Origin of the sequence: Desulfatiglans anilini DSM 4660, assembly GCF_000422285.1 — a bacterium.
Lineage (GTDB): Bacteria > Desulfobacterota > DSM-4660 > Desulfatiglandales > Desulfatiglandaceae > Desulfatiglans > Desulfatiglans anilini.
Map to the genome: position 1 here is coordinate 1 of NZ_KE383814.1, position 23,904 is coordinate 23,904.

The 23,904-nt window shown below is 61.7% G+C and carries 16 protein-coding genes; 8 read left to right on the forward strand and 8 right to left on the reverse strand.

The window, feature by feature from the left end:
• Positions 1–561: 561 nt before the first annotated feature.
• On the forward strand, positions 562–2,751 hold the full coding sequence (locus H567_RS0121345; RefSeq protein WP_028322934.1) for a hypothetical protein: 2,190 nt from the start codon (positions 562–564) through the stop codon (positions 2,749–2,751).
• Positions 2,752–2,994: 243 nt separating this feature from the next.
• Here H567_RS0121345 and H567_RS28915 read toward each other — a convergent pair whose 3' ends face one another.
• Complete coding sequence (locus H567_RS28915; protein WP_153306328.1) at positions 2,995–3,171, reverse strand: hypothetical protein; 177 nt, start codon at positions 3,169–3,171, stop codon at positions 2,995–2,997.
• A gap of 83 nt (positions 3,172–3,254) precedes the next feature.
• Between H567_RS28915 and H567_RS0121355 the strand changes: the two genes are divergently transcribed.
• From H567_RS0121355 to H567_RS0121365, 3 genes are all read left to right on the forward strand, one after another.
• Complete coding sequence (locus H567_RS0121355; RefSeq protein ID WP_051185193.1) at positions 3,255–5,630, forward strand: sensor histidine kinase; 2,376 nt, start codon at positions 3,255–3,257, stop codon at positions 5,628–5,630.
• Positions 5,631–5,863: 233 nt separating this feature from the next.
• A complete protein-coding gene (locus tag H567_RS0121360; protein WP_051185194.1) occupies positions 5,864–7,030 on the forward strand; it encodes an iron-containing alcohol dehydrogenase in 1,167 nt (388 codons plus the stop codon).
• A 155-nt stretch (positions 7,031–7,185) separates the two neighbouring features.
• The gene (locus H567_RS0121365) at positions 7,186–8,388 is read left to right on the forward strand and encodes a DegT/DnrJ/EryC1/StrS family aminotransferase (RefSeq protein WP_028322938.1); all 1,203 of its coding nucleotides are present in this window, start codon (positions 7,186–7,188) and stop codon (positions 8,386–8,388) included.
• Between the two features lie 118 nt (positions 8,389–8,506).
• Here H567_RS0121365 and glnD (H567_RS0121370) read toward each other — a convergent pair whose 3' ends face one another.
• Both glnD (H567_RS0121370) and H567_RS0121375 read right to left on the reverse strand, forming a co-directional pair.
• Positions 8,507–11,116: a [protein-PII] uridylyltransferase gene (gene glnD, locus H567_RS0121370; RefSeq protein WP_028322939.1), complete on the reverse strand. Its 2,610-nt coding sequence runs from the start codon at positions 11,114–11,116 to the stop codon at positions 8,507–8,509.
• 152 nt (positions 11,117–11,268) lie between these two features.
• Positions 11,269–11,607, reverse strand: coding sequence for a P-II family nitrogen regulator (locus tag H567_RS0121375; protein ID WP_028322940.1), 339 nt, complete (start codon positions 11,605–11,607; stop codon positions 11,269–11,271).
• A gap of 364 nt (positions 11,608–11,971) precedes the next feature.
• Here H567_RS0121375 and H567_RS0121380 point away from each other — a divergent pair, with 364 nt between their 5' ends.
• The 4 genes from H567_RS0121380 (at position 11,972) to H567_RS26590 (ending at position 17,832) form a co-directional block, all read left to right on the forward strand.
• Positions 11,972–13,192, forward strand: a complete 1,221-nt coding sequence (locus tag H567_RS0121380; RefSeq protein ID WP_028322941.1) for an ammonium transporter — start codon at positions 11,972–11,974, stop codon at positions 13,190–13,192.
• A gap of 29 nt (positions 13,193–13,221) precedes the next feature.
• Positions 13,222–13,560 (forward strand): P-II family nitrogen regulator, encoded by a 339-nt coding sequence (locus tag H567_RS0121385; protein WP_028322942.1) that lies wholly within the window; start codon positions 13,222–13,224, stop codon positions 13,558–13,560.
• 240 nt (positions 13,561–13,800) lie between these two features.
• On the forward strand, positions 13,801–16,398 hold the full coding sequence (glnD, locus tag H567_RS26585; protein WP_153306329.1) for a [protein-PII] uridylyltransferase: 2,598 nt from the start codon (positions 13,801–13,803) through the stop codon (positions 16,396–16,398).
• Between the two features lie 426 nt (positions 16,399–16,824).
• Positions 16,825–17,832 (forward strand): MBL fold metallo-hydrolase, encoded by a 1,008-nt coding sequence (locus H567_RS26590; protein ID WP_153306330.1) that lies wholly within the window; start codon positions 16,825–16,827, stop codon positions 17,830–17,832.
• Between the two features lie 234 nt (positions 17,833–18,066).
• Here the strand turns inward: H567_RS26590 and H567_RS0121400 are convergent, their stop codons facing one another.
• The 5 genes from H567_RS0121400 to H567_RS0121420 all read right to left on the reverse strand — a co-directional run bounded on the left by H567_RS0121400 (position 18,067) and on the right by H567_RS0121420 (position 23,904).
• Positions 18,067–20,307: an APC family permease gene (locus H567_RS0121400; protein WP_051185196.1), complete on the reverse strand. Its 2,241-nt coding sequence runs from the start codon at positions 20,305–20,307 to the stop codon at positions 18,067–18,069.
• A 412-nt stretch (positions 20,308–20,719) separates the two neighbouring features.
• Complete coding sequence (locus H567_RS0121405; protein WP_028322944.1) at positions 20,720–21,466, reverse strand: adenosylcobinamide-GDP ribazoletransferase; 747 nt, start codon at positions 21,464–21,466, stop codon at positions 20,720–20,722.
• A 1-nt stretch (position 21,467) separates the two neighbouring features.
• The gene (gene cobT / locus H567_RS0121410; RefSeq protein WP_028322945.1) at positions 21,468–22,520 is read right to left on the reverse strand and encodes a nicotinate-nucleotide--dimethylbenzimidazole phosphoribosyltransferase; all 1,053 of its coding nucleotides are present in this window, start codon (positions 22,518–22,520) and stop codon (positions 21,468–21,470) included.
• Between the two features lie 182 nt (positions 22,521–22,702).
• Positions 22,703–23,497, reverse strand: a complete 795-nt coding sequence (locus H567_RS27630; protein ID WP_028322946.1) for an energy transducer TonB — start codon at positions 23,495–23,497, stop codon at positions 22,703–22,705.
• Positions 23,494–23,904 (reverse strand): ExbD/TolR family protein, encoded by a 411-nt coding sequence (locus H567_RS0121420; protein WP_028322947.1) that lies wholly within the window; start codon positions 23,902–23,904, stop codon positions 23,494–23,496. The genes H567_RS27630 and H567_RS0121420 overlap by 4 nt, the downstream gene beginning before the upstream one ends.

Below are 23,904 nucleotides of genomic sequence, written 5' to 3' on the forward strand. Positions count from 1 at the left end.
CAAATAGTAGCCACCTTCAGGTGGCCCCCGATTTTATTTACCGCTTTGAGCGGTTCACAAATTCAAGCCTCCGGCTTTGCCGGAGGTCATGACTGGCGAGGATGTATGTTCGGGGAGGATCGTATTGCATTGAGGAAAATGAGGCGAGCGCGAAGTGCCGGGCACGGGCGGAGGGTTTTAGCGGCAAGGCCTGCGCGCGTTCGGGCGGCCAAACGCGAATCTCTTCAGACTGCATTGCACAGAAGGCGGTACGGAGCGCTGAGAGGTGGACCTGTTCATTGGAATGATGGATGGGGTGTAGAACTCGCACCGGTGCAGAATTTCGATTCGCACATCACCGAACTTGGTGGAGCAGGAGATGCACGGATCGCAGCGGGGGATACGCCTCATTCAGGATCTCAGCGAGGTCGCTCGGAAGACAGGCGACGCCGAGATGGACAAAAAACCGGTTCCGGATCACACGTTTTGTAAAGGCGATTTCGAGGGGATCAGAAAGAGAGAAATGGATCGATCCCCGGGGAAAGGCGAAGAGCCTCGGAGCGAGGCAGGCGGAGGAGTCCGATGGTTGCATGGAAAGCAGCGCTGGGTGTTGTCGACCGTCTGCGGGAGGCTGCAGGCAGGAGCTGGTGGGGCGAGATCGGCCTGGAGGGAAGAGGACAGGAGCGTTGGTTGGGCGTCCATTACAGGGATCTCTTCGGGAGCGGTCGAAAGTGGCGTGCGCGGGCGATACGGAAGAATCGTCCTGATCTCAAGGGGGCCCCGCAGACGGTCGATGTGACGCTGAGGAGCGAAGACATCTACCTGAGGGACAGGCTGCTCCATTCCATCGAGGTCCTCTATGGATCGGATAGCCGCACCATGGCCGAACAAGAACTCGGCGAGAGGCCGCTTACCTGCCGCCGTGTGCGGAGGGTGGTGGATCGCATCCGCTGCAGGAAGGAGGCCTTCCAGCGGAGGTTTTTCCTCTCCGGGAAGCCGGATGACGTGGATCCGCTTCCGGGGACGTTCGACGCCCTTGTGCAGGATCTCAAGCAGGAGACGAATATCCTGCCGGAATTCTGGCAACAGGGTGGCGAGAAGACCCTCAGGTGCCTGGCGCAGAGGATCATCGAGCAGTCCGCTGAAGGCCTTTCCGAGTCCAGGCGCATCGGGGAGATCCGGGACAATATCATGGCGTTTTTCACGCAGCGGCAGATGCTCTGGGATGCAGCGGCACCGCTGCGGGAAGTCGACGACCCGATTATTCGGCAGGACCTCGACACCCTCTTCAATCAATTTTTACTCCATCCGTCTGTCTTGTTGTTGCGCCCCCAAGGTGCGCGGGGACAGGTGATGGAGACGATATGGAGAAGATACCGGCGGTTTCTGGAGTCAAACCCGATGGACGGCGGGGAACAGGTGCAGCAGGCCGGAGAATCAACATACGAAGCGAGGCGGCAATCCCTGACGCAGTTCATCTTCGGGATGCCGGAGATGCCGATGAGCTTCGAAGTGACCGGCAGCGTCAGGCACCGGAGCGAAATGGACTCCTACCGCTATCTGGACGGGGGCGTTCATTACACGATTGTTGCGCACGGGCGGACTTCCCCAGCGCCGCTCTCCCAGCCTGACTCTTCCCTGCGGGTTCTTGAGAAGCCAAGCGTTGGGACCGTGCCCCGGCAAGATTCCTCGATCACTCTGGATCAGCAGCCAGAATTGGTAAATCCTGAAGAGGAAAAAGAGCGTAAATTTCTGGAAAGCAAGGGTTTAGACAATCAGATCCCGATCCCGCAAGATCCTCTGACCGACCCGGAGCTACAGCAAAAAAAGGAACTTCCGCCGAAAGTGGATGAATCGAAATCTCTGGAACAGGCCAGACAGGAGGCCTTGAGCGAGGCCAGAGAAAAATTCCGGGAGAAATATTTCAGCCGGCAGAAGCCGCCGCTCGACGGTGACTACGGCCTGATAAGGATGACCGGGAGATACGTTGGTAATAAACGTGATTCCGGACTTTTCGGCGTGCAGGACAATGAAAGGGGTCGGGTCTGGCCTGCTGAATCCTTCAATGAGACCCTGAGAAATGTCATCGATACAATCATCGATAATACGGATGTTGATGCGCTCTATGATATGGGAAAAGACGGCGTGATAGAAAAATTGTCCAATTTTATGGAAGACTTGAAATGGGGAATGGATTTTTTCGAGGAAAAGCATAAATCAGAGGTAAGCAATGCGTATAGTCATATCCCGTATAACAAACCAGAAGCAGAATATGATATGTACACATATGAAATGACTAGCGATGTATATTCTCATCTTGAGACTATATGCCAAAGGTGGCTGGTGATGCCTGCGTTGGTACGGCACCGTTACATTAGTATCGGTGAACGTAGGCATATTATGAAACATATAATTGAATCATGTTATAAATATATTCGTTCATTGCGTGGTCTTCAAAGGTCGGAAGGGCTGGTTGCCGAGGAGAGAATGTGTCAATATGTCTTCGGAAAAGAGACATTGCCCCAAAAATTCCTGTTTGATGAATCTAGACAGTTGATCGGTTATGATTGGGGATCAGAACAAAAAGGAAAGCCAATCTACAATGAAGATGAGTCGTTGAAAGACAGTGATGCTAATAGAAGAATAATCTTTAAAAAACAGGATTCTAACGAAATTGATATTGTTAGGGAAATAATTTCGGAAGATTCTGATGATGAGATTTCCGATGATGGTCTTGTGCCAGAATTGGACATTGAACAGCAAGATATATAAGTCGAGACGGGGCGAGAATACGGATCATCCAACGGAAGGAAACTTTTTATGTCCAGTTTTTGCTGACAGGAGATCGATGCGCCCCTCCCGCCAAGCAGGTGTCATGATGGCGCAACGTGCTGTTGCGCCATCATGATTTCCTGTATTCGCCTTTTCCCCGCCTTGCTTTGACACGCTCGCCTGGGTTCCGCAGGCAAAACGCGTTTTCCGAACCGGGGATCCCCGTTGAAAGCCCTTGATTGACTAGCGCATATGTTGTACCTCATAATCAGTTTCTATCCGAACATGGTCTTTTTGGCCAATCTCGGCGTCAATCTGCACGTTTGCTTGTGCGGCGACCTGCAGGTCGCCTCCGCGCAATTGCTGCATTTCCTGGATATTGGAAGAACCGGGACCCGCCGCGAAGCGATCGATCAGCATGCCACCCTTGTTCATCGCTGCGCCGTGGATAAGGATCTCGTCGGTTCTGAAGCCCTTACGAGCCTATTTGGAAGATTTTTGACATGCCCCCAGATGCAGACACTATCCAACCGCCCACGGGATCCGAGGGATCCGAAGAGAAGGTACAGCACTGTCAGCATCACCATGCCGAGACCGGACAGCGTGAGCTTATCCTTTCTCTTGCGATAGAACGTCTTGACGTGCCGCTTCTAGTGATCGACGCCGAGCATCTTATCACCCACTGCAGCAAGGCGTATGAAAGGCTTGCCGGAATTCCGGCTGAAGGCATGATCGGGACGAAGGGCCAATGGCGGACCTTTTTCCTGGAGCCCGGGCCGGTGCTGCTGGACCTCGTTGTCGACCGGGCACCGGAGGCGGAGATCATGGCGCGCTTCGGCCCGGGGTGCCGCAAGTCGCCCTTGGCGGAGGATGCCTGGGAGGCGGAGCGTTTTTTGCCGGCCCCCGACGGGGGCGGCAAATGGTTCCTGTTTACGGCGGTGCCCCTGAAGGATGAAAACGGCCGGGTCACCGGGGCCGTGGAGACCTTCAGGGAGGTGACCAAAGGCCACCGGATGCAGGACGCCCTGCGCCGGACCTCGGTCCGCCTCCAGACGCTGGTCGATTTCATCCCCTACCCGATCGGCGTGTTCACCATGGACGGGCACCCGACCTATCTCAACCCCTATTTCACGAAGGTCTTCGGGTGGACCCTCGAAGACTTCCAGGCGGGGAGGGTCCCCTTCGTCCCGTTCGATCAGGTCCAGAGCACCCTGGAAGAGTTGAAGCGCCTTCGCCAGGACAAGATCCTGGTGCACCACGAATCCAAGCGGTTGACTAGGGACGGGCGCCTGCTGGACGTCTCCATCCGCGCGGCGGTCTATGCCGAAAGCCTGGATGATCTGGCCGGCGTCATCGCCATCTACCGTGACATCACCAAGGACAAGCGCATGGCCCGGATCCAGGAGGCCATGCTCCAGATCAGCCTCGCCCTTCCGAAGTATCCGGAGCTCCACGAGCTGCTCCATTTCATCAACACGGAGGTGAAGGACCTCGTCGAATCGGAGGGGTGCGTGGTGATTCTTCCGGACGAGGAAAAGCAAGAGCTCTACATCACGGGGGCGGCCTACGATCAGGACGAGGCCATCCGGCGGGCCGCGGAGGTCAGGTTCCGCTACGACCAGCTCATGGCCGGGGAGGTCATCCGGACCGGCAAGCCGATGATCGTTTCGGATACTTCCCGGAACCGGGAACTCCATGAGGAGCGGGATCGCAAGCTGGGGTACAGCACCCGGAATCTGGCGCTCGTGCCCCTGGTGGGGAGAAACCGGATCAAGGGCGCCATCTGCGCCATCAACAAGCGGGACGGGGATTTCAAGCCGTCGGACATCGAACTGCTGGAGATGGTGGCCGGGACCGTCGCCGTGGTCATCGCCTACGCCCAGGTCTCTGAAAAGCTCAAGTCGGCCTACAATGAGCTCTTGAGCATGAACAAGGCGAAGGACAAGATGATCAACCACCTCTCGCACGAACTGAGGACGCCGCTTGCGGTTCTCATGTCCACGATGACGATCGTCTCCCGGAAGCTGAAGCACCTGCCCGAGGCGGAGTGGGCGCCGACCCTGGAAAGGGCCCGCAGGAACCTCAACCGCCTGGTGGAGATCCAGCGCCAGGCGGAGGATATTCTGATGGGCGGTTCACTCCAGACCCAGGATGTCATGATGCTCCTGCTCGAAGAGTGCACCGACGAACTCGAGGCCCTGACGGCGGAGGAACTGGGGGAGGGGGTGGCCGTCCAGAAGATCCGAAGGCGCATTGACGATCTTTTCGGCCCGAAAACGAGCGAGTCCGAGAAGATCCTGCTGGATGGGTTCGTCGGGGAGCGGATCTCGTTTCTGAAGCCCCTGTTCGCCCACCGGCATGTCGACGTGAGCTTGGCGGCCGAGCCGGGGCCGGCCGTTTGGATCCCCCGGGATGTGCTCGAGAAGCTGGTCGACGGGCTTGTCCGCAACGCCGTGGAGAACACCCCCGACGAAGGGCGGATCGACGTCCTCGTCCACCCGCGGGGAAGCGGAATGGAGCTGGTCGTCCACGACTATGGGGTCGGAATCCCGGAGGAGGCGAAGAAACGCATATTCGAAGGGTTTTTTACGACAGGCGACACCCTTTCCTACTCCTCCAAGAGACCCTACGACTTCAACGCGGGCGGCAAGGGGGCGGATCTCCTCAGGATGAAGATGTTCTCCCAACGCTATGGGTTCGAGATCCGGATGACGTCGACCCGGTGCCGTCATCTTCTCGACGGCGCCAGCGTCTGTCCGGGAGGGATATCCCTCTGTCCGTTCTGCGCCGGCCCTGAAGACTGTTACGGGTCCGGGGAGACCACCTTTTCCCTGTATTTCCCTTCCAAGGGTGACGAACAGGACATCCGGAACCTGTGAGAGACCAGGACCACGATGCGCTCCCCCGGCCCGCTCCGCCGGCGGAGCGGGCCGGGGGAGCGCTTGAACGCTGAGGGGCTCAGGCCTGGTGCCTGCCCGAACGCCTTTCCTCCGAAGATCTTTCCTTGATAAATCCATCGCGTTGGTTTATCTCTGGATGCTGCCGGTGTCTGGACGAAGCCGGACGGGCGCCCCAGGGGCGCCGGGCATCCCTGTACCTCGAGGAGACCGTCATGAAACGTTTGATTACCATCGAAGGGGTCAAAAAGACCCTGTTCGGCAGCGGGGCGGTAGGCAGCCTGCCGGCCGAACTGGAGGCATTGGGGGCCGCCCGCGCCATGCTGGTCATGGACCGGGCCCTCTCCGAAATGGAGCTCGGCAGACGTGTGCAGGAGATCCTGGCGCAAGGGCCGGTCGAGGCGTTGCCCTTCTTCCGGGTCAGCCCGGAGCCCGCCCCCGAACTGGCGGACGAGGGCGCGGAACTGGCCCGGCAGGAACAGGTGGATTGCGTCATCGGCGTGGGCGGCGGGAGCACGCTCGATGTGGCCAAGGCCATCGGGGTCCTGGCGAAGAACGAGGGGAAGGCCCTCGACTACGTGGGGCTCAACCTGGTGAAGGCCCCCGGCCTGCCGACCGTCATGGTTCCGACAACGGCCGGGACCGGCAGCGAGACGACGTTCACGGCGGTTTTCACCATGCGCGGGACCAAGACCAAAGGGGGGATCAACAGCCCCTTCCTGTATCCCGTTCTGGCGATCCTCGATCCGGAATTGACCCTCGGGCTTCCGCCCTATCCGACCGCCTACACGGGGATGGACGCCCTGACCCATGCGATCGAATCCTACACGTCGCTCCAGTCGCATTTCGTCACGGATGCCCTCTCCCTCGAGGCGGTCAAGATGATCGCCGGGAGCCTGCGGGGGGCCGTCTTTCAGGGGGGCAATCTTCATTATCGCATCCGGATGCTGCAGGCGAGCTATCTGGCGGGTCTCGGGTTGGCGATGAGCGGCGTGGGGGCGGTGCACGCATTGGCCTATCCGCTCGGGGCCTTTTTCGATATCCCGCACGGGATCGCCAACGCGCTGATGCTTCCTTATGTGCTCGATTTCAACTTCCCCGGCAGCACGGAAAAGTTCGCCGCGGTGGCCGTCGCCATGGGGGCCCCGGCCAAGGGCAGGAGCGAAAGGGCCCTCGCCGCCGAGGCCGCCGAACGGGTGTGGGAGCTTTCCCAGGACATCGGCGCGCCGCTCAGGCTGCGGGACCTGGGGGTCCCGGAGGACGCCATTCCCCGGATGGCCGAGGCGGCTATGAACGTTACGCGGCCCATCCTGAACAACCCCCGGCCGATGAGTGCCGCCGCGGCTGAAAAGATCTACCGGCGCGCGTTTGAAGGCCGTTAGTCCGAAGGACGGCCGGTTTCGGCCGCAGGGAAAAGCGGCTGTGAAACCGGAAACGAGGCGCCTTCCGAAAAGGCGCAGATATGAGGATGACCCTATGCGGGAGGCCGGAGCCTTCGCGGCCTCGGGGCTGCAAACAGGGAAAAGAGGAGGGCGCCATGCCGGGTTTTGAAGTGCTGGGGGAAGAAGAGCGGAAAGAGGTCCTGGATGTCTTGTCGCGCAAGGTCCTGTTCCGCTACGAGTTCGACAAGGAGCGGCAGGGGATCTACAAGGTGGCGGAGTTCGAGAAGGCCTTCGCGGACTATTGCGGCGCCGGATGGGCCCTGGCGGTCTCCTCCGGGACGGCGGCGCTGCGGGTGGCCCTGGCGGCCCTCGGGATCGGGCCGGGGGACGAGGTGATCACCCAGGGATTCACCTTCGTGGCGACCTGGGAGGCGATCCTGGACATCGGGGCGGTCCCGGTGTTTGCCGAGATCGACGACACCTTCTGCCTCGATCCTGGGGATGTGGCGCGCAGGATCACCCCGCGGACCAGGGCGATCGTCCCGGTGCACATGTGCGGAGGCCAGGCGCGGATCGAGGAGATCATCGCGGAGGCATGCCGCTTCGATCTGCCCGTGATCGAAGACACCGCGCAGTCCTGCGGCGGGCGGATCCGGGGAAAACACGTGGGGACTTACGGCCGCATGGGGACGTTTTCCTTCGATTCGGTCAAGACCATGACGACCGGGGAAGGCGGCATGGTGCTTTTCCAGGACGAGGAGGCCTACATCCGGGCGAGTGAATACCACGACCACGGGCATGATCACGATCCCGCCGTGGGCCGTGGACTCGAGAAACGGAATTTCATCGGGTTCAATTTCCGCATGATGGAACTGCAGGGGGCGCTCGGCCTGGCGCAGCTTCGGAAGCTCGACCGCGCGATCCTGGCCCCTCAGCGCGAGAACAAGCGGCGCATCCAGGTGGCCCTGTCCGAGATCCCGCAGGTGCAGCTGCGCTCATCCCCCGACCCCGATGGGGATATCGGTTCCTTCCTGATGTTTTCGCTTCCGACGGCCGGGCAGGCCCGATCCTTTGCCCAAGTGATGAAGGAGGCCGGGTGTCCGCCCGTCTACTGGTACGACAACACCTGGCATTATTACGGACACTGGGAGCATCTCCTGGGGGGAAAAACGCCCTTCCGGTCGGGGTATCCCTTCAGGACGCCCGAGGGCGCGACGCGCTGCACCTATGACCCCGATGCCCTGCCGCGCACCGCGGAGCGGCTTTCGCGCTGCCTGACCATCCCGATTCAGATCCGGATGGACGACCAGATCCCGAAGATCATCGCGGCTATTGAGAAGGCCGCCAGGGTTCTTTAGTATCGGTCCGGAAATGGTGGTCCGGCACGACCTGTTTCCGGATGGAAGCACGTTAAAAAATCAGGACGATATCTGAGACGGCTTACGGCCCCGGTCCCGCCTGCGTCTGCGGGCGGCGTTACTGGGTGACCTCCCGGATCGCCCTGCGGATCTCTTCGATCGGCAGGGGGTCGAAGAGTTTTTCTCCCTCCGGGGTCTGCACATAGAACACGCCCAGCAGCTTTTCCTGGTCCCGGTTGACGGTGGCGAAGCGGATGTCGAGCCCGTGCGCCGTCAGGACCTTGGCGAGGCGGTACAGAAGCCCCATCCGGGCGTCCGCTGCGACCTCCACGATCGTGAAAAAATCGGAGGCCTCGTTGTCGATTTGGACCGACCTGGGCCAGGTGATCCATGAGACGGTCTGGGAAAGCTGCCCTTCCTCTTTCTTCGCAATCCGCTCATCCAGTGAGAACTCGCCTCGCAGCACCTGTGTGATCTGCTCCCTGACACGCCCCCAGGTCTCGTCCTCCCGCAGGGGATCGAGGGGATTGGTCACCTCGTAAATGTCGAAGGCCAGTCCGTTCTTGAGGGTGAAGATCTGGGCCGAAAGGACCCCGATATTGTTGAGCGTGAAAACCCCGGCCATGTCGCTGAAAAGCCCCCTCCGATCCCGGATGCACTGGAGGATGCGTGTCACCGGCGCATCCGCTCTCTTGCGCACGGACCAGGCGAAGGGGGCTTCACCGAGATCGAGGGCGAGGGCCACTTGCGCCACCACGTCCTCGATGGGCGTGCCGATGAAATAGCGCGAGGAGATCTGTTCGAGGAGCCTTCTCACGTCCCGGGCCGGGAAGCGCCCTTTGAGGGATTTGAGGACCTGTTTTTTCTGTTCGGTGAATCGGCGGGTGGCGTGGGGGGTTGCGAGGGTGTCCTTCTCGAGGATCCGCCGAGTCTTCGCATAGAGCTCCGTGATGAGGTGGAGCTTCCACTCCGTGCGCGCCATCGGGCCCGTGGCGAAGCTGTCCGCCGCGGTGAGGAGGAAGAGCATGTCGAGGAGTTCGGTGGACTGCACGGTCTGTGCCGTCTGAACGGAGGTCTTCTCGTCGCTCAGATCGCGGCGCTGCGAGACGCGGGCAAGCAGGAGGTGGTGCCTGACCAGGGCGGCGACGGCCTCTGCAGACGCGCGATCGATGCCGAAGCGCCGGAGGATCGGCCGAACCAGCGCCGCCCCTTTCACGCTGTGATCGTCCGGATACCCTTTCCCGACATCGTGAAGCACCCCGGACAGAAACAGACGTTCCGGATGGGGGAGGTTCTCGAAGACCGCACGGAAGATGGGCCACCGTTCGTCGTATGCCCCTTCGGACATCTGTTCCAGCACCTCCGCCGTGCGGAGCGAATGGATATCCACCGTGTCGACGTGGTAGAAGCCGAGTTCGGGCAGGTTGCGGATCCGCTTGAACTCGGGGATGAACAGCTCCAGGAGCCCGATTTCGAGCGCGAGACGGATGATTTTCGGGTTGCGCGGGCGGCTGAGGACGCGCAGGAGCGCCGGGCGGGCGTCCTGGAGGCCCAGGAGACGGCGCTTCGATCGGGCGATCATCCGCCGAGCCTCCCAGATCAGGCCGGACCCCCAGAAGAGGCCCTGTTCGTTCGCTTGTTCGAGGGCCTTCAGGATGAGACTGGGGTCGGTCTTGAGCGACACGTCCTGGCGGAGGACGAGATTCCCCTTGGTCACCTGGAAAAACGGGCCGATGGATGGGTTCTCCTCGGCCGGGGATGGGTGGATGATGTCGAGGGCCTTGACCTGGAAGGCTTCGTATCCGTATCGGATGCGGTTCAGGTGCCGATAGAGGTCCTTCATGAACTTGAGCGGTGCGCTCAGGTGCGGATCGTCCGTGTAGCCCAGGCGGTCGGCCAGATCCTTCTGATAGGCGAGCAGGAGGCGGTCCTCCTTGCGTTGCGCGAGGAAGTGCAGCTGGTTGCGGACCTTGAGAAGAAAGCTCTTCGAGTGGGCGAGTGTATAGAGATCGAAGTGCGAGAAGACGGCAAAGCGACGGATCTGGCTGAACCGGACGCAGGAAAAATAGATCCTTGCCATCCAGTTCATGAAATGCAGGTCCCTGAGCCCCCCCGGGCCTTCCTTGATGTCCGGCTCGACGAAAAAGGCCTCGGTGCGAAACTGCTCCTCCTGTTTTCGGCGTGCGGCCATGAAGTGCTTGAGGATCTTTTCGCGTTCACGAAAGAGACGTGAGAGGAACGCATGCTCGAAAAGATCGTAAAAGGGGCGCGACCCGAGGATCGGCCGGGCGTCCAAAAGGGCCGTAAGGACCGTGAAATCCTCCATGGCCAGGCGGATGCAGGCGGGGATCGTCAACGTCGCGTGCCCCACCTCGAGGTGGGCGTCCCAGAGCGGGTAAAGGGCGCGGGGTATGATCTCGTTCAGTTCAGGGTCTTCACGGCCCTCGTGGATGACCATGAAGTCGATGTCCGAGCCGAAACAGAGTTCCCTCCGGCCATAGCTGCCGAGGGCGAGGATGATGAAGGGCTTGTTCCGCGGTTCGCGCGCGCGCTTCTTCAGGCCGGCCTCGAAGAAGAGGCGGCGGGTGAACCGATCCACGAGCTCCGTGTAGGCCTGGCAGAAACGGAATCCGCTCTTCAATGGAATGAATTTACGGACCAGATCCGTCCGGTCGGAGACGAACCGCGAAACGATGCCGGTTTGGGTGCTTAAATCTTTGGAGGTCATGGTCGATCAGGGCAGCGCGGCCTTGGATCTGCAGGCCCCGGCCCTGTCCGGGTGCCGGAGCGATGCGGGCGGGGGAAAACCGCCGGCCGGCGCAGGGGAAAAAGCACCGTTATCCACGGACGGCGAAAGCTCAAACGGCGCGGAAACAGCCCTCAAATGGCATCCGTGTCCTCCTCCCCCGTGCGAATGCGAATGGCCTTTTCGACCGGGAGGACAAAGATCTTGCCGTCTCCAATGCTGCCGGTGTAGGCCTTCTCTTTGATGACCTCGATGACCCGCGGCACCAGATCGGTCGGGACGACGACCTCGATCTTCGTCTTCGGCAGAAAATCGACGACATACTCGGCCCCGCGATAGATCTCCTTGTGACCCTTCTGCCGCCCGAACCCCTTGACTTCGGTGATGGTGATTCCCCCGACTCCCAGCTGCAGAATCGCGTCTTTGACTTCGTCCAGCTTGAACGGTTTGATGATGGCTTTGATCAATTTCATGAAAACGATCCCCTTTGTGATGGCTTGAACGGCCCCGGTCCCGGGTCTCCGGCGAAGGCGACAGGATTTCGCCCAGCAGGAAGAAGGGACCCGCTGGTTTGTCCTCGATGATAGGCCCTGCGGCGGAGGATTGTCAACGAAGGAATCCGGGCAGGAAGGTATGGATCGGAAATAATCATACAAAAATGTATACACAACGCTGTTTTTCTACAAATCAGTATACCGTGTGATGCGGGCCCGCCTTGTTGTTTAGATGCAATATACTGAAATTTTTGCTTTTTGAATGTCTTTTTTAGCCAGATCCAGTCTGGCACGACGCTTGCTTTTGCCTTTTAAAAACATTTGGAAAAGGAGGAGGCAAGTTATGAACGTGGGAGATACGGTGTTTGTTTTGATGTCTGCGGCCCTGGTGATGCTGATGACGCCCGGGCTGGCGCTGTTTTACGGCGGCATGGTGCGCAGCAAGAACATCTTGGGGACCCTGATGCAGAGCTTCATCATCCTGGGGGTGGTGACGCTCGAGTGGGTGCTTTGGGGTTACACCATGGCCTTCGGCCCCGACCATGCCGGGCTTATCGGCGGCCTGGACTGGTTCGGTCTGAAAGGCGTGGGCATGGAGCCGAGCGCGGACTACGGGACCACGGTCCCGCATCTGGCCTTCATGATTTTTCAATGCATGTTCGCCATTATCACGCCGGCGCTGATCACGGGCGCCTTCGCGGAGCGCATGAAATTCAGCGCCTTTCTGCTCTTCATCCTCATCTGGGCGACGGTGGTCTACAACCCGTTGGCACACTGGGTCTGGGGCGTGGGAGGATGGATGGGCAGGATGGGGGCGCTCGATTTTGCCGGGGGGACGGTCGTGCACATCAGCAGCGGCGTGTCGGCGCTCGCTGCGGCGATCATCCTGGGGCGCCGCCTCGGCTGGGGGGAGACAGCCTACATCCCTCACAACGTCCCGATGACCATCACGGGGGCTGCGCTGCTCTGGTTCGGGTGGTTCGGTTTCAATGCCGGGAGCGCCCTCAGCGGCAACGGCCTGGCGGCGAGCGCCTTTGTTGTCACGCATGTCGCTTCAGCGGTCGCGGCCCTCAGCTGGACCTTCATGGAGTGGGTGCATCGCGGCAAGCCGACGACGCTGGGCGCTGCGAGCGGGGCGGTGGCGGGGCTGGTCGCGATTACGCCTGCCTCGGGTTTCGTGGGGCCTCTTTCCGCCATCATCATCGGGGGGTTGGGCGGCGTCATCTGCTACGGGGGGATCCTGCTCAAATCCCGGCTTGGTTATGATGATTCCCTGGACGTGGTGGGCATCCACGGGCTCGGAGGGACCTGGGGGGCCTTGGCTACAGGGCTCTTCGCAAGCACGGCCGTCAATCCGGCCGGGAGGGACGGGCTTTTCTTCGGCAACCCGGGCCAATTGTGGATCCAATTTCTCTCGGTGGCCGCCACCGTCGTCTATGCCTTCGTGCTGACGTGGGTCATCCTCAAGGTCATCGATCTGCTGATGGGTCTGCGGGTCAGCGCCGAAGAAGAGGTGCGCGGGATGGACGTCAGCCTCCACAACGAGACGGGGTATAACCTATAATCAACCTTTTCGGGATTGGAGAATGAACCATGAAAAAGATCGAGGCGATCATCAAACCGTTCAAACTGGATGAGGTGAAAGAGGGATTGGCCGGTCTGGGGGTCAAGGGCTTGACCGTCACAGAGGTCAAGGGGTTCGGCAGGCAGCGGGGCCACAAGGAGGTGTACCGGGGCGCGGAATATCAGGTGGACTTTGTCTCCAAACTCAAGATCGAGATCGTCCTCACCGCCGACCTGGTGCCCGATGCGGTGAAGCTGATCCAGGAAAAGGCGCATACCGGTCAGATCGGCGACGGGAAGATCTTCATCCTCCCCGTCGAGGAGGTGGTCCGGATAAGGACCGGGGAGCGGGGACAGGACGCCATCTAGCTCCCAGCCGGAAATGGTCTTTTTAGCCAATCTCTGCGTCTATCTGCACGTTTGCTTGTGCGGCGACCTGCAGGTCGCCTCCGCGCAAACGCTTGATTTCCTTGATATTGGATAAAAATCCTCCTTTCCGGCTTGGAAACCGGGTTCTACCGGGAAATCATTTTCGGATGGATACCAGATAGCGCCCGGCCGGAAAGGGCCTTTTCGGTCGATCTGCGGCGGCAGCGGCGAGAGGTGGTTATGACACGGGCTTCCGAAGAATTGAAGAGCGGCCGGGAGGCACTGCTTGGCGGCCTGGCTGGGGGGACATGCGGCCGGGATTTTCCGGAGCGTTATACGGAATCGGTGGACCAGTACTTCAGGCGGTCGCTGCAGGACAGTCCAATCGGCCGGTCGCTTTTCAAGGAAAAATGCCCTGTAGCCTTTGTCGCGGTCGGCGGCTATGGCCGGGGGGATTTATGTCTGCATTCGGACATCGATATCCTGATCCTCTTTGGCCGCAAGGTCCCGGCTTCGGCGAAGGATTTGACAGACGAGGTGTTTTTCCCGCTCTGGGACCTCGGTCTGGACCTCGGCTATGGTGTGCGGACGGTCGCGGATTGCGTTGCGCTTGCGAGAGACGATTTTCAGGTGTTGACTTCACTGCTCGATGCGCGGTTTCTCTGCGGGGATTCCCCCCTGTATCTCGTCCTGCTCGCGAAGATGCAGGACAAGGTGCTTCGCAAACGGGCCCCGGCCTTCAGGCACTGGATCGAGGATCAGGCGCGGATCCGTGAGATGACTTACGGCGATGCGAGTTATCTCCTCGAGCCGAATCTGAAGGAGGGCCTGGGCGGGCTGCGGGATTACCATGCCATGCTCTGGCTCGGAAAGGTCTTTTTCGGCCTCCGGGTCCCCCGGGACCTGGAGTATCAGGGAAGGCTTTCAACCGCCGAGTTCCAAGGGCTCGATGCCGACCTGGAACTCATCGGGCGCACGCGCAACCTCCTCCACTTCCTGACCGGCCGAAAGAACGACCGCCTCTCCTTCGAGTATCAGGAGAAGATCGCCGGCATGGAAGGTTTCAGAGATTGGGTCCATTCGGCCGCGGTCGAGCAGTTCATGGGCCGGCTGCACGCGGCGATGGCCTCGATCAAATCGCTGTACAGGGCCTTTCTGAGAACGCATCTGCCAAAGGGAGGACCCTCACCGAAGGAAGCGGTCGTGGACGATCTCGGGCCGGGCTTGCACCTCGAGGGAGAGGCCCTTTGCTTCGATGGGGCGATGGCCGTCTTGACCCGTTCGCTTCTCCTGATGGAGATCTTCGAAGAGAGCTGCCGCCTTGGGTATCCCCTTTCGATGGAGGCGCGGCGGCTGGTGCGCGAATTTTCCTATCTCGTGGACGACGCCTACCGCTGTGCGCCGGAGGCCGTCGAGGGCTTTCTCGGCATAAGCGAATCCCCCCGGGGGCAGCCGGCACTCGATGAGATGTTCGAGACAGGCTTCCTGGACGTCTTCATACCGGAGCTCGGCCGCACGCGGGACAAGGTGCAGTTCGACGCCTACCATATCTACCCGGTGGGCCGGCACGTCCTCCAGACGGTGTCCTGCCTGAAGACGATAGGACAGCAGGGCGATATCCTGCTCACGACGATCTTCGAGGAAATAAAGGACAAGCGCAGTCTTTTTGCGGCGGCGCTGTTCCATGACATCGGGAAGGACGGTCCGGAGCATGCGTTGAGAGGGGCCTGGATCACCCGCACCATCCTCGATCGATTCGATTACCCGATGAAGGCCGGGGAGGATGTCCTTTTCCTGGTGAGAAATCACCTGCTCCTGGCCGAAACCGCCACCCGCAGGGACCTGAACGACGAGAAGATCGTCGTGCAATGCGCCCGCGGGATCGGGAGCATCGAGCGCCTCAAAATGCTCTATCTCCTGACCTGGGCCGATTCCAGGGCGACAGGCCCGCGCGCCTGGACCGACTGGATCGCGAACCTGGTGCGGGAACTCTTCTTCAAGATTCTGCACATCCTCGAAAGAGGCGAGTTGGCCAGCGCCGATGCGTCCAGACGGATGGAGGCGACCCGCCTCGAGCTTCGGCAGCGCCTCTCGAAGGACATGGACCCGGATCGCGTCGAGAGGATCATCGAAAACATGCCGCATCGCTATCTGCTCGAGAGGACGTCGGCCGAGATCCTGCGGGATGTCGAGACGGCCCTCGAGATGCAAAGCGGGGCGGGAGGGGGTGTGATCGATCCTTTTGCGTTGACCTTCCGGAAAGACGAGGCGGAGGATTGCTGGGAGATCACCTTCGCGGCCCGGGACCGCCCAGGCCTGTTTGCCGATATGGCGGGCGTGCTCGCCCTCGAAAACATCAATGTCCTGAGCGCTTATATCTATACCTGGCGGGATGGCACCGCGCTCGACATCTTCAGGGTTACCAACCCGCTCGACCCCCTTCGTACCGGTGAAATCTGGCAGAGGGTCCAAGAGGACCTGCAAAGGGTCTTCAGCGGCCGGTTGCCGCTCGGTCCCCGTCTCGAAGAGAAGGCGAGCCGTTCGGTCCTGGATGTTCAGCGAAAGCCGGCACACCCGCCGGAGGTGGGTGTGGACAATCGCGCGTCGGACTTTTTCACGGTCGTGGAGGTCTTCGCGGACGACCGGATCGGGCTCCTGTATCGCATCACCCATACGCTTTTCAGCCTCGGACTCGACATCCGAATCGCCAAGATCTCGACCAAGGGGGACCAGATCGCCGATGTGTTCTACGTCCGGGATCTGGAGGGCCAAAAGGTGGAAGACCCGGGACGGGTGGAAGAGATCCGGATGGCGCTTCTGCACGTGCTCATGGAATGAATCCCCGGAGAGAGCTCAGCCGAAACGCCCCTGCATGCGCTCGTGAGTCGAACTTCCTGCAGGAGTGCAGCTGAAAGGCCTCCTGGACGAACTTGGGGCTTGAATCCCTGAAGGCACGTGAGCCGAGAGGCGTTCTCGCAGGAGGCGGCAGGTTGAACTTTATGCGGCAGGCCGGCAGGCCGGAGTCGTGCGCCGGCAAGGGTCCAAGGGAAGCAACCCTTGTCATTTGTGAAAAAAGGGCTATCTTGCATGGGGATTGATTTGGAAGGTAACGCGTCCCGGCTGCAGTGTCCGTTGATCGCCGGGATGTGTGCCCGCGGGGGAACCTGTTGACAGGGCGCGGTTTGACGTGGAAGCACCGTTCGGGGCTTTGAAGGTGAAAGAGGTCGGATCGAAGCGGCGGTCGGGGGAGCTGGAGGGCGAAGGATGGCGGGTCGATGGATGATGCTGTGGTTGCTGGGCGCCGTCCTTTGGACCGGCTGCGCCGCAGAGGGGCAGCGTGTGGAAAGCAGCAAGGATGACAAAGGCTTCACCGATTTCATCCAGTGGCGTTGGGAGCGTTTGTTCAAAGACATTCCCTCGGCGGAGGATTACCATTTCGAGCTTGCGCGGAACGATCCGGATTTTCTGCGCGGCAACCGCTCGGTCAACACCGTCACGTGGATCGGGCATGCGACCCTGCTCCTTCAGATCGACGGCCGTAACATCCTGACGGACCCCCACTTCTCCAGGAGGGCCTCTCCGGTGCAGTGGGCGGGTCCGCGGCGGGTGGCGCCCCCGGGTCTCGCCCTCTCGGATCTTCCCCCGATCGATTTTGTCCTGGTGTCGCATGACCACTACGATTCCCTCGATGTCGGGAGCATCGAGGGACTGCTGTCCCGAAAGGGCGGCGAAAGGACCCTTTTCGTTGTCCCCAAAGGGCTCAAACGGTGGTTTGAAAATCTCGGGGTGCAGCGTGTGGTGGAACTCGAGTGGTGGGAAACCCACACCGAAGACGGGGCGGCCCTGACCGCGGTCCCCGTCAAGCACTGGAGCAAACGGAGCTTGTTCTCCAAGAACCAAAGCCTCTGGGCGGGATGGGTGGTCAGATCCCCCGGCTTCGCCTTTTTCTTCGCCGGGGACAGCGGCTACACGGAGCGTTTCAAGGAGATCGGCCGCAGGTTGGGGCCTTTCGATCTGGCGGCCATCCCGATCGGCGCCTATGAGCCGCGCTGGTTCATGCGGGACCACCACATGGATCCTGGAGAAGCGGTGCAGGTGCATCTGGATGTGGCAGCCCGCCGCTCGGTGGCGATCCACTGGGGGACCTTCATCCTGACCGACGAACCGCTGGATGAGCCGCCTGTCCGTTTGGCAGAGGCGCTGGCCGAAAGAGGGCTGGATGGCGATGTGTTCTGGGTACTGCAGCACGGAGAGACGCGGCGGCTGCCCTGAGGAGCATCGGCTCGCCTGCCGCGTGCCGCTCAAACGATTCGCCCCGCCGTCCCCATTTTTTCCCCGGCGTAAAATGGTCCTTTTTTCCTATATCGGCGCCAGCTTGCCTGTCTGCTTGTGTTGCCTCGTCTGCAGGGCCTCCCAGAAAACCGCCTGATTTATTTGCAGAGGGATCCGCTTCTATGGCATTGGAGACCAGTTCGCCGTGGCCTTTGATCTCCGGACAACTGCTTGTCACACGAAGACATCAGCCTCTCCTGAGGAGCAGACGAGTAAGGAGGTGGGAAGTTCGGCGAGCATGCCTTCGAAGTTCGCCTGAAATTCGGTGGCCGCTTTTTCCTCAGGGACATTGAACCCGAGCAGCACAACAGCCGCATCCCCCGAGTGCCGCTTCAAGACATCGGGGAAAGGCGCCTGTGACACGAGCACAACCGGCTCCGCCTCGATTCGGGCGCGGTCGAGCAGGGCCCTCAGGGCGTCGGCCGAAGGCTTCCTGCCCGCCTCGTCCGGTATGAGGCGGAGAAGCCGAATGCGGGCCTCGGACCATTCCCCGTTCAGGTGGATCAGATGGGCGAGCAGGACCATCAGGGAGCCGTTTCTCTGCCCCCTCCACCAGACATCGATCCTGTGAGGACGGTCTTTGCGTGGCAGGCCTTTATCTTTGACAAGGACGAGACTCATATCGAGGGCCAGCGCCGACTGGAGATGACGGACGAAATAGCCGGCCCGCTCCGGATCCGACGACCAGCCCATGAGCAGGATATTCGGGCGCAGCGGGTTGAACGGGTGGCCCTGGATGAGGGTGGAAAGTCCGTCGTCGAGCGTCTTGCTCACTACAACCGTCGAAAGGGCCTCGAACTGGTTTTCACCCAGGAAACGCCTGAGCTGTTCGAGCGCCGTCAGGCGGCGGCTCTTCAATTCCTGCAGGTTTCCAACCAGGACGCGCGCCAGTGTCACCAGTCCCCGTTCCGCCCCGATCCACAAGGCATAGAGGGCGATGGTCCGTCTCTCTTCCGGGTTTCCAATGAGCACCAGGATGGTAGGCCGCCAGTTCTTCGGGTCCGCCGGCATCTTGGCCAGCCGAAGCATGTTCTGACGGATCCGCGAATAGAGGAACCCCCAGCGTGCATCCCCGAAATGAACCCTGAGCACGCGCCGTCGAAGCAAGGTGTAAATCGCGCCGAGCGCAGCGACCGCTACGCCGGCCGCGAAGGGATCGATCAGGAACGCGGCCCCCGCGCAGAGCGCGGCGCCGCAGAGGGCCGGCAGCCAGTGGTAGTATTTGAAGCGGGGTCTGAAGGACGGATTCCCCGAAAAGGATTCGATGAATGCGGCGAGATTCACCATGCCGTAAGTGTAGAGAAAGAACATGGTGACAACCGCCGCCAGGATATCGAAGGCTTTGCCTTTCGAGTCCGTACCGCTCAGGATGATAATCAGGACGGTGACGGCCAGGGTCAGCAGGAGTCCGCGCCGCGGCTCGTCCCGCCGGGCCGAACCGGCAGCGAAGGGTTGGATGGCGGGGATGATTCTGTCGCGGGCGATGGCCTGCAGGACCCGCGGTGCTCCGAGAAATGAGCTGATTGCGCTCGAGAGCGTGGCGGCGAAGACGCCGGCCGAGACCAGGAAGCCGGCCCCGAAAAGGGCCTGTCGCGCCATGGTTTCGTAGGAGGCCGCCACCAGTTCGTCCCTAACCTGCGCCCCTCCGAGCAGCAGGGTCTGGAGGGCATAGATCAGGAGCCCGACGCCGATCGCCGCAAAGGTCCCGATCGGAATCGAGCGGCCGGGCTCCTTCAGATCGCCCGACATGTTGACCCCCGCCATGATCCCTGTAACGGCGGGAAAATAGATGGCGAAGAGGGACCAGAAGGAGAGGCCGGCGGGGATCGGGGCGTGCCAGTTCTCCAGAAAGGTCTCCGTTTTGAAATGGAGGACGGCGCCTCCCATGAAGGCGAGGATGGACAGGGCCAGCACGCTCATGATCAGGTATTGGGTCTTGATGGCCCAGTTCGCTCCGACGTAGGCGATAGTGAAGAGGACCAGGCCGGTCGACAGGGCGATGCTTCTGTAGTAGGGGGCCAGCGCTGGAAGGGTGCGCACCAGGGCCTCCGAAAACCCCAGGATGTAGAACGGCACCGAGACGGCCTGGGCCAGGAAAAGCGCCAGTCCGATGGCCCCTCCGAACTCCGGGCCAAGGGCGCGCGAGATGAGAAAATAGGCGCCGCCGCCTGCGACCGGGGTGTTGGTCGAAACGGCGGAAATGGAAAGCGAAGTGAGGGTGGTGATGCTCTTTGCCAGCAGAAGGATCAGGAGCGCCTGGAAGATGCCTGCCTGGCCGGCGACGAAGCCGGACCGCATGAACATGATCACCCCGAGGATGGTCAAAATCGAGGGGGTGAAGACGCCGCCGAAGGTGCCCAAACGGTTGCCCCCGGGAGCCGGGTCTCGCGCTGAGGACGCTTCTGTCTTGTCCATGAAGAACATCCTGTTCGAGGGTGAGTTTCGGAGGGCGGTTATGGAGAGCCCTGGGCCCCCGGCACGTTCACCGGCTTTTCTGCGGGCGGCTGCGGCAGCGCCCGCTCATTCCCCGCCGGTGCCCCGGTGTGAAGCGCGCCCTGCAAAGGCCGGCCGGTCGACGGCCGCAGCACCCCTGAAAAACGGTTCAGCAAGCCTCTGCTGCAGAATTGTAGGGCATTGTCAAGGCTGAATCAACTGCTCCAGAAGTTTGGGTATCCGAGGGGCCTTTTGCAGGTCCGCACCAGGACCATCTTCCGCGTGGGGAGAAAGCGCAGTGCACGAAGGGAAGAACGGTGGAAGGCCCAGTCGTCCAGCAATCCAGAAGGACATCCTTGAGTCGTCACTGGTTTTAAGACCCTCATCAGGGCCGTCAAGAGGGAAGGCTCACGAACCAGGCGCCGGCCAGAAGAAGGACGATTTCCAGCCCTTCGTTGGCGATGCCGAGCAGGTCGCCGGTGATGCCTCCAAAGCTCCGCCGCCAGCGGAGCCCGAGCAGCACGGCGGTTGCCCAGGCCAGCACGAAAAACCCGATTCCGGCCAGTCCGAACGGGAGGCACGCCGACAGGCAGATCGCCAGGGCCGCGGCACACCGGCCGGGGGTGGCCCCCTGAACGAAGGGACGCCCCATCCCCTCGCCGGCGCGGGCGTAGGGCAGGGTGGTGATCAGCCAGACCAGCATGCCGCGCGAGAGGACCGCAATGGGGATGAGAAACGCGGCTCTGCCGGCGGAGACGAGCCTCTCGCAGGCGATCCATTTCGCCAGGAGGTCGAGCCCGATGGCAGCGACCCCGAAGGCGCCGATATGGACATCCTTCATGATGGCCAGCCGCTTCTCCCGGTCCAGATACCCCCCCAGCGAGTCCGCCCAGTCGCCCAGCCCGTCCAGGTGCAGCCCGCGGGTCAGCACGGTCTGCAGGGCGACGATCAGCAGGGCTGTGCCGGCCGGCCAGGGGGTCAGCGGAAACTGGCGGAAGGCGAGATCGACCGCGTACAAGGCCGAGCCGAGGATCAGGCCCGTGACGGGGAACCACGGCAGGGCGCGGCCCAGGTCCTCGCTGCCGCCGGCCGGCACGGGGATCAGCGTCAGGGTGCGGATCGCCGAGCGGAGTCCTTGCATCTCAGGCCCCCGGGGCGATGCCCGCCTCTTCGAACGTGGCCATTTCGTTGTAAATGCGCACGGCGCTGCCGATGACCTGCATGGCCAGGGCCGCACCCGTTCCCTCCCCGAGGCGCATGTCGAGGTTGAAGAGGGGCGCGAGCCCCTCCTTTTCGTAGAAGATGCGGTGGCCCGCTTCGGAAGAAAGATGGGAGAAGAAAAGGTATTCCCTGACTGCGGGGCAGAGGCGCATGGCCACCAGCGCGCCGGCGCTCGAGATGAAGCCGTCGACGACGACGATGAGGCCTTTGGCGGCGCCGCCTAGGCACAATCCGCAGATTCCGGCGATCTCGAGGCCGCCCAGGGCGGCAAGGGCGCTCAGGGGGTCCGCCAGTGCGAACCGATGCCGCTTCAAGGCTTCTTCGATGATCGCGGCCTTGCGGTGCAGCTGTTCGGTTTCGAGGCCGGTTCCGCGGCCGGTCACCTCGAGGGGCGCCGCCGGCAGGAGCCCGGCAAAGAGGGCCGAAGACGGCGTCGTGTTGCCGATCCCCATCTCCCCGGTGGCGATCATCTGCGCCCCCCGGTCGTAGGCGCCGAACGCCGTCTCGATCCCGACGGACAAGGCGCGCTCGGCCTCTTCAACGGTCATGGCCCGCTCCCGCAGGATGTTTCCGGTGGCGCGCCTGACGTTGCGGCGGATCAAGCCCTGGGCATCGGCGAGGTCCGTTTTCATCCCGATATCGATCACGCTGACGCGGGCCTCGGCGCAGCGCGCAAGCACATTGATCGCCGCGCCGCCGGCAAGGAAATTCCGGACCATCAGGGCGGTTACATCTTGGGGGTACGCGCTGACCCCCTCCTCGACGACCCCGTGGTCTCCCGCGAATACAAAGACCTCGCGGTTCGTCACATCGGGTTTGGCCTCCTCCCGGATGGCCGCGACGCGGGCGGCGATCTCTTCGAGTTTTCCGAGGCTGCGGAGCGGCTTCGTCAGGCTGTCGAGCCGTTCCCAGGCCCGGCTGAGCCACTGCTCGGAGAGCGGTTGTATCTGGGTCATGATTTCCTGCCAATGCATGGATGGTGTTCCTCCGGTTCCTTGAAATTTTCTGTAGGTTTCCAGCCGCCTTGAGGGTCTTCCTCCCGGACGGCTGCGAAAAATGAACCTGAAGCAGTCCCCGCTCAAGTGGAGCACCGGCCCGGTCGTGTGCCAAGGGCGGTTGTTCAGCTACGGGCGGTCTCGGTGCTACAGCCTCGCGGCTAATCTCTGAGCGAAAACATGACGGGTATCGAAACCCGCATCGGGATGGCGCGGCCTTGGAGCGTTGCCGGTTCGAAGATCCATTCCTGCACCGCGGCCATGGCAGAGTCATCCAGGACAGCGTAGCCGCTCGACTCTTCGATCCTGAGATCGGCGGCACGGCCCTCGGGGGTCACCAGGACGTCAATGACCACGGTTCCCTGGCAGCCCCTGCGCCTCGCCAGGCTGGGGTAGAGCGGCGGCGGGTTTTCCCGGTATCTGGGGACGGCCTTGCGGATGCCCTCGATCCGGCCGACGTCGCTCTGCCTGAACACCCTGCCTGCAGCGGCGGAAGACAGGCTGCCGGGCCCGGCTTTCGTCTGCGCCTCCGGTTCCACCGGGTCGGGAGAGTTGGGAGGCGCGGGATGAACGATTTCAGTCTGCATCACTGCTGCGGGGGCTGCCGCAGCCGGGGGCTGCTCCGTCGGTTCGGGGAGGACGGACTCGATCCGCTGAGGCGGTGCGGCGGGTTTTGCGGCAGCGACGGGGTGCGGCGGCGACGATGCCCGGGGTTTCACCGGCTCCGGCGGCCTGGGGGGTGCGGCGATCGGCTTTCGTAAAGGGGGTTTCGGAGCGGGTGGTGCGGGGTCCGGGGCTTTTTCCGGGGCGGGCGGCGGGACCTCGAGCGCCAGCTCGAGCGGCTGAGCCGCTCGCTTTGCGCCCGGAGCGGTTTTCAACCACCTGTCGCCAAGGCCGAAGAAGAGCAGGCCGTGGAGTGCCAGGGCCGCCGCAGCGGAAAAGATCAACCTCTTCATAGGGCCTTCTCCGCCTCCGCCTGCAGGGAGACCCTTGTGATCCCGGCCTCTCTGATCCGGTCGAGGACCTCGAAGAGGTCCTGGTAGGGGACGGTTCGATCCGCAAAGAGGAGGACGCCGGCATCCGGGTCGTTCCTGGTTTTTTCCGCCAGCGCAGGGGCGAGGCCTTCGAGCGTCGCGGGTTCTTCGTCCAGGAAGAGGGCGCCGCCCGGCTGGAGGGTGACGGACAGGGTCAACCTCTTTTCGACGGAGGCGGATTCCGACGAAGGCAGGAGGACGGGAAGCCCGTGGTGGACCGCCATGGAGAGCATCGCATAGATGAAGAATACCAGGAGCAGGAAGACGATGTCGATCAGCGGAATCATCTCCACCCGGACCCTTTTTTGATGATAGAGCGGGATTTTCAT

Coding starts and splice junctions, on each gene's coding strand:
- H567_RS0121345 (WP_028322934.1), top strand. CDS start 562: ATGGTTGCATGGAAAGCAGCGCTGGGTGTTGTCGACCGTCTGCGGGAG.
- H567_RS28915 (WP_153306328.1), bottom strand. CDS start 3,171: ATGCTGATCGATCGCTTCGCGGCGGGTCCCGGTTCTTCCAATATCCAG.
- H567_RS0121355 (WP_051185193.1), top strand. CDS start 3,255: ATGCCCCCAGATGCAGACACTATCCAACCGCCCACGGGATCCGAGGGA.
- H567_RS0121360 (WP_051185194.1), top strand. CDS start 5,864: ATGAAACGTTTGATTACCATCGAAGGGGTCAAAAAGACCCTGTTCGGC.
- H567_RS0121365 (WP_028322938.1), top strand. CDS start 7,186: ATGCCGGGTTTTGAAGTGCTGGGGGAAGAAGAGCGGAAAGAGGTCCTG.
- glnD (WP_028322939.1), bottom strand. CDS start 11,116: ATGACCTCCAAAGATTTAAGCACCCAAACCGGCATCGTTTCGCGGTTC.
- H567_RS0121375 (WP_028322940.1), bottom strand. CDS start 11,607: ATGAAATTGATCAAAGCCATCATCAAACCGTTCAAGCTGGACGAAGTC.
- H567_RS0121380 (WP_028322941.1), top strand. CDS start 11,972: ATGAACGTGGGAGATACGGTGTTTGTTTTGATGTCTGCGGCCCTGGTG.
- H567_RS0121385 (WP_028322942.1), top strand. CDS start 13,222: ATGAAAAAGATCGAGGCGATCATCAAACCGTTCAAACTGGATGAGGTG.
- glnD (WP_153306329.1), top strand. CDS start 13,801: ATGACACGGGCTTCCGAAGAATTGAAGAGCGGCCGGGAGGCACTGCTT.
- H567_RS26590 (WP_153306330.1), top strand. CDS start 16,825: ATGGCGGGTCGATGGATGATGCTGTGGTTGCTGGGCGCCGTCCTTTGG.
- H567_RS0121400 (WP_051185196.1), bottom strand. CDS start 20,307: ATGGACAAGACAGAAGCGTCCTCAGCGCGAGACCCGGCTCCCGGGGGC.
- H567_RS0121405 (WP_028322944.1), bottom strand. CDS start 21,466: ATGCAAGGACTCCGCTCGGCGATCCGCACCCTGACGCTGATCCCCGTG.
- cobT (WP_028322945.1), bottom strand. CDS start 22,520: ATGCATTGGCAGGAAATCATGACCCAGATACAACCGCTCTCCGAGCAG.
- H567_RS27630 (WP_028322946.1), bottom strand. CDS start 23,497: ATGAAGAGGTTGATCTTTTCCGCTGCGGCGGCCCTGGCACTCCACGGC.
- H567_RS0121420 (WP_028322947.1), bottom strand. CDS start 23,904: ATGAAAATCCCGCTCTATCATCAAAAAAGGGTCCGGGTGGAGATGATT.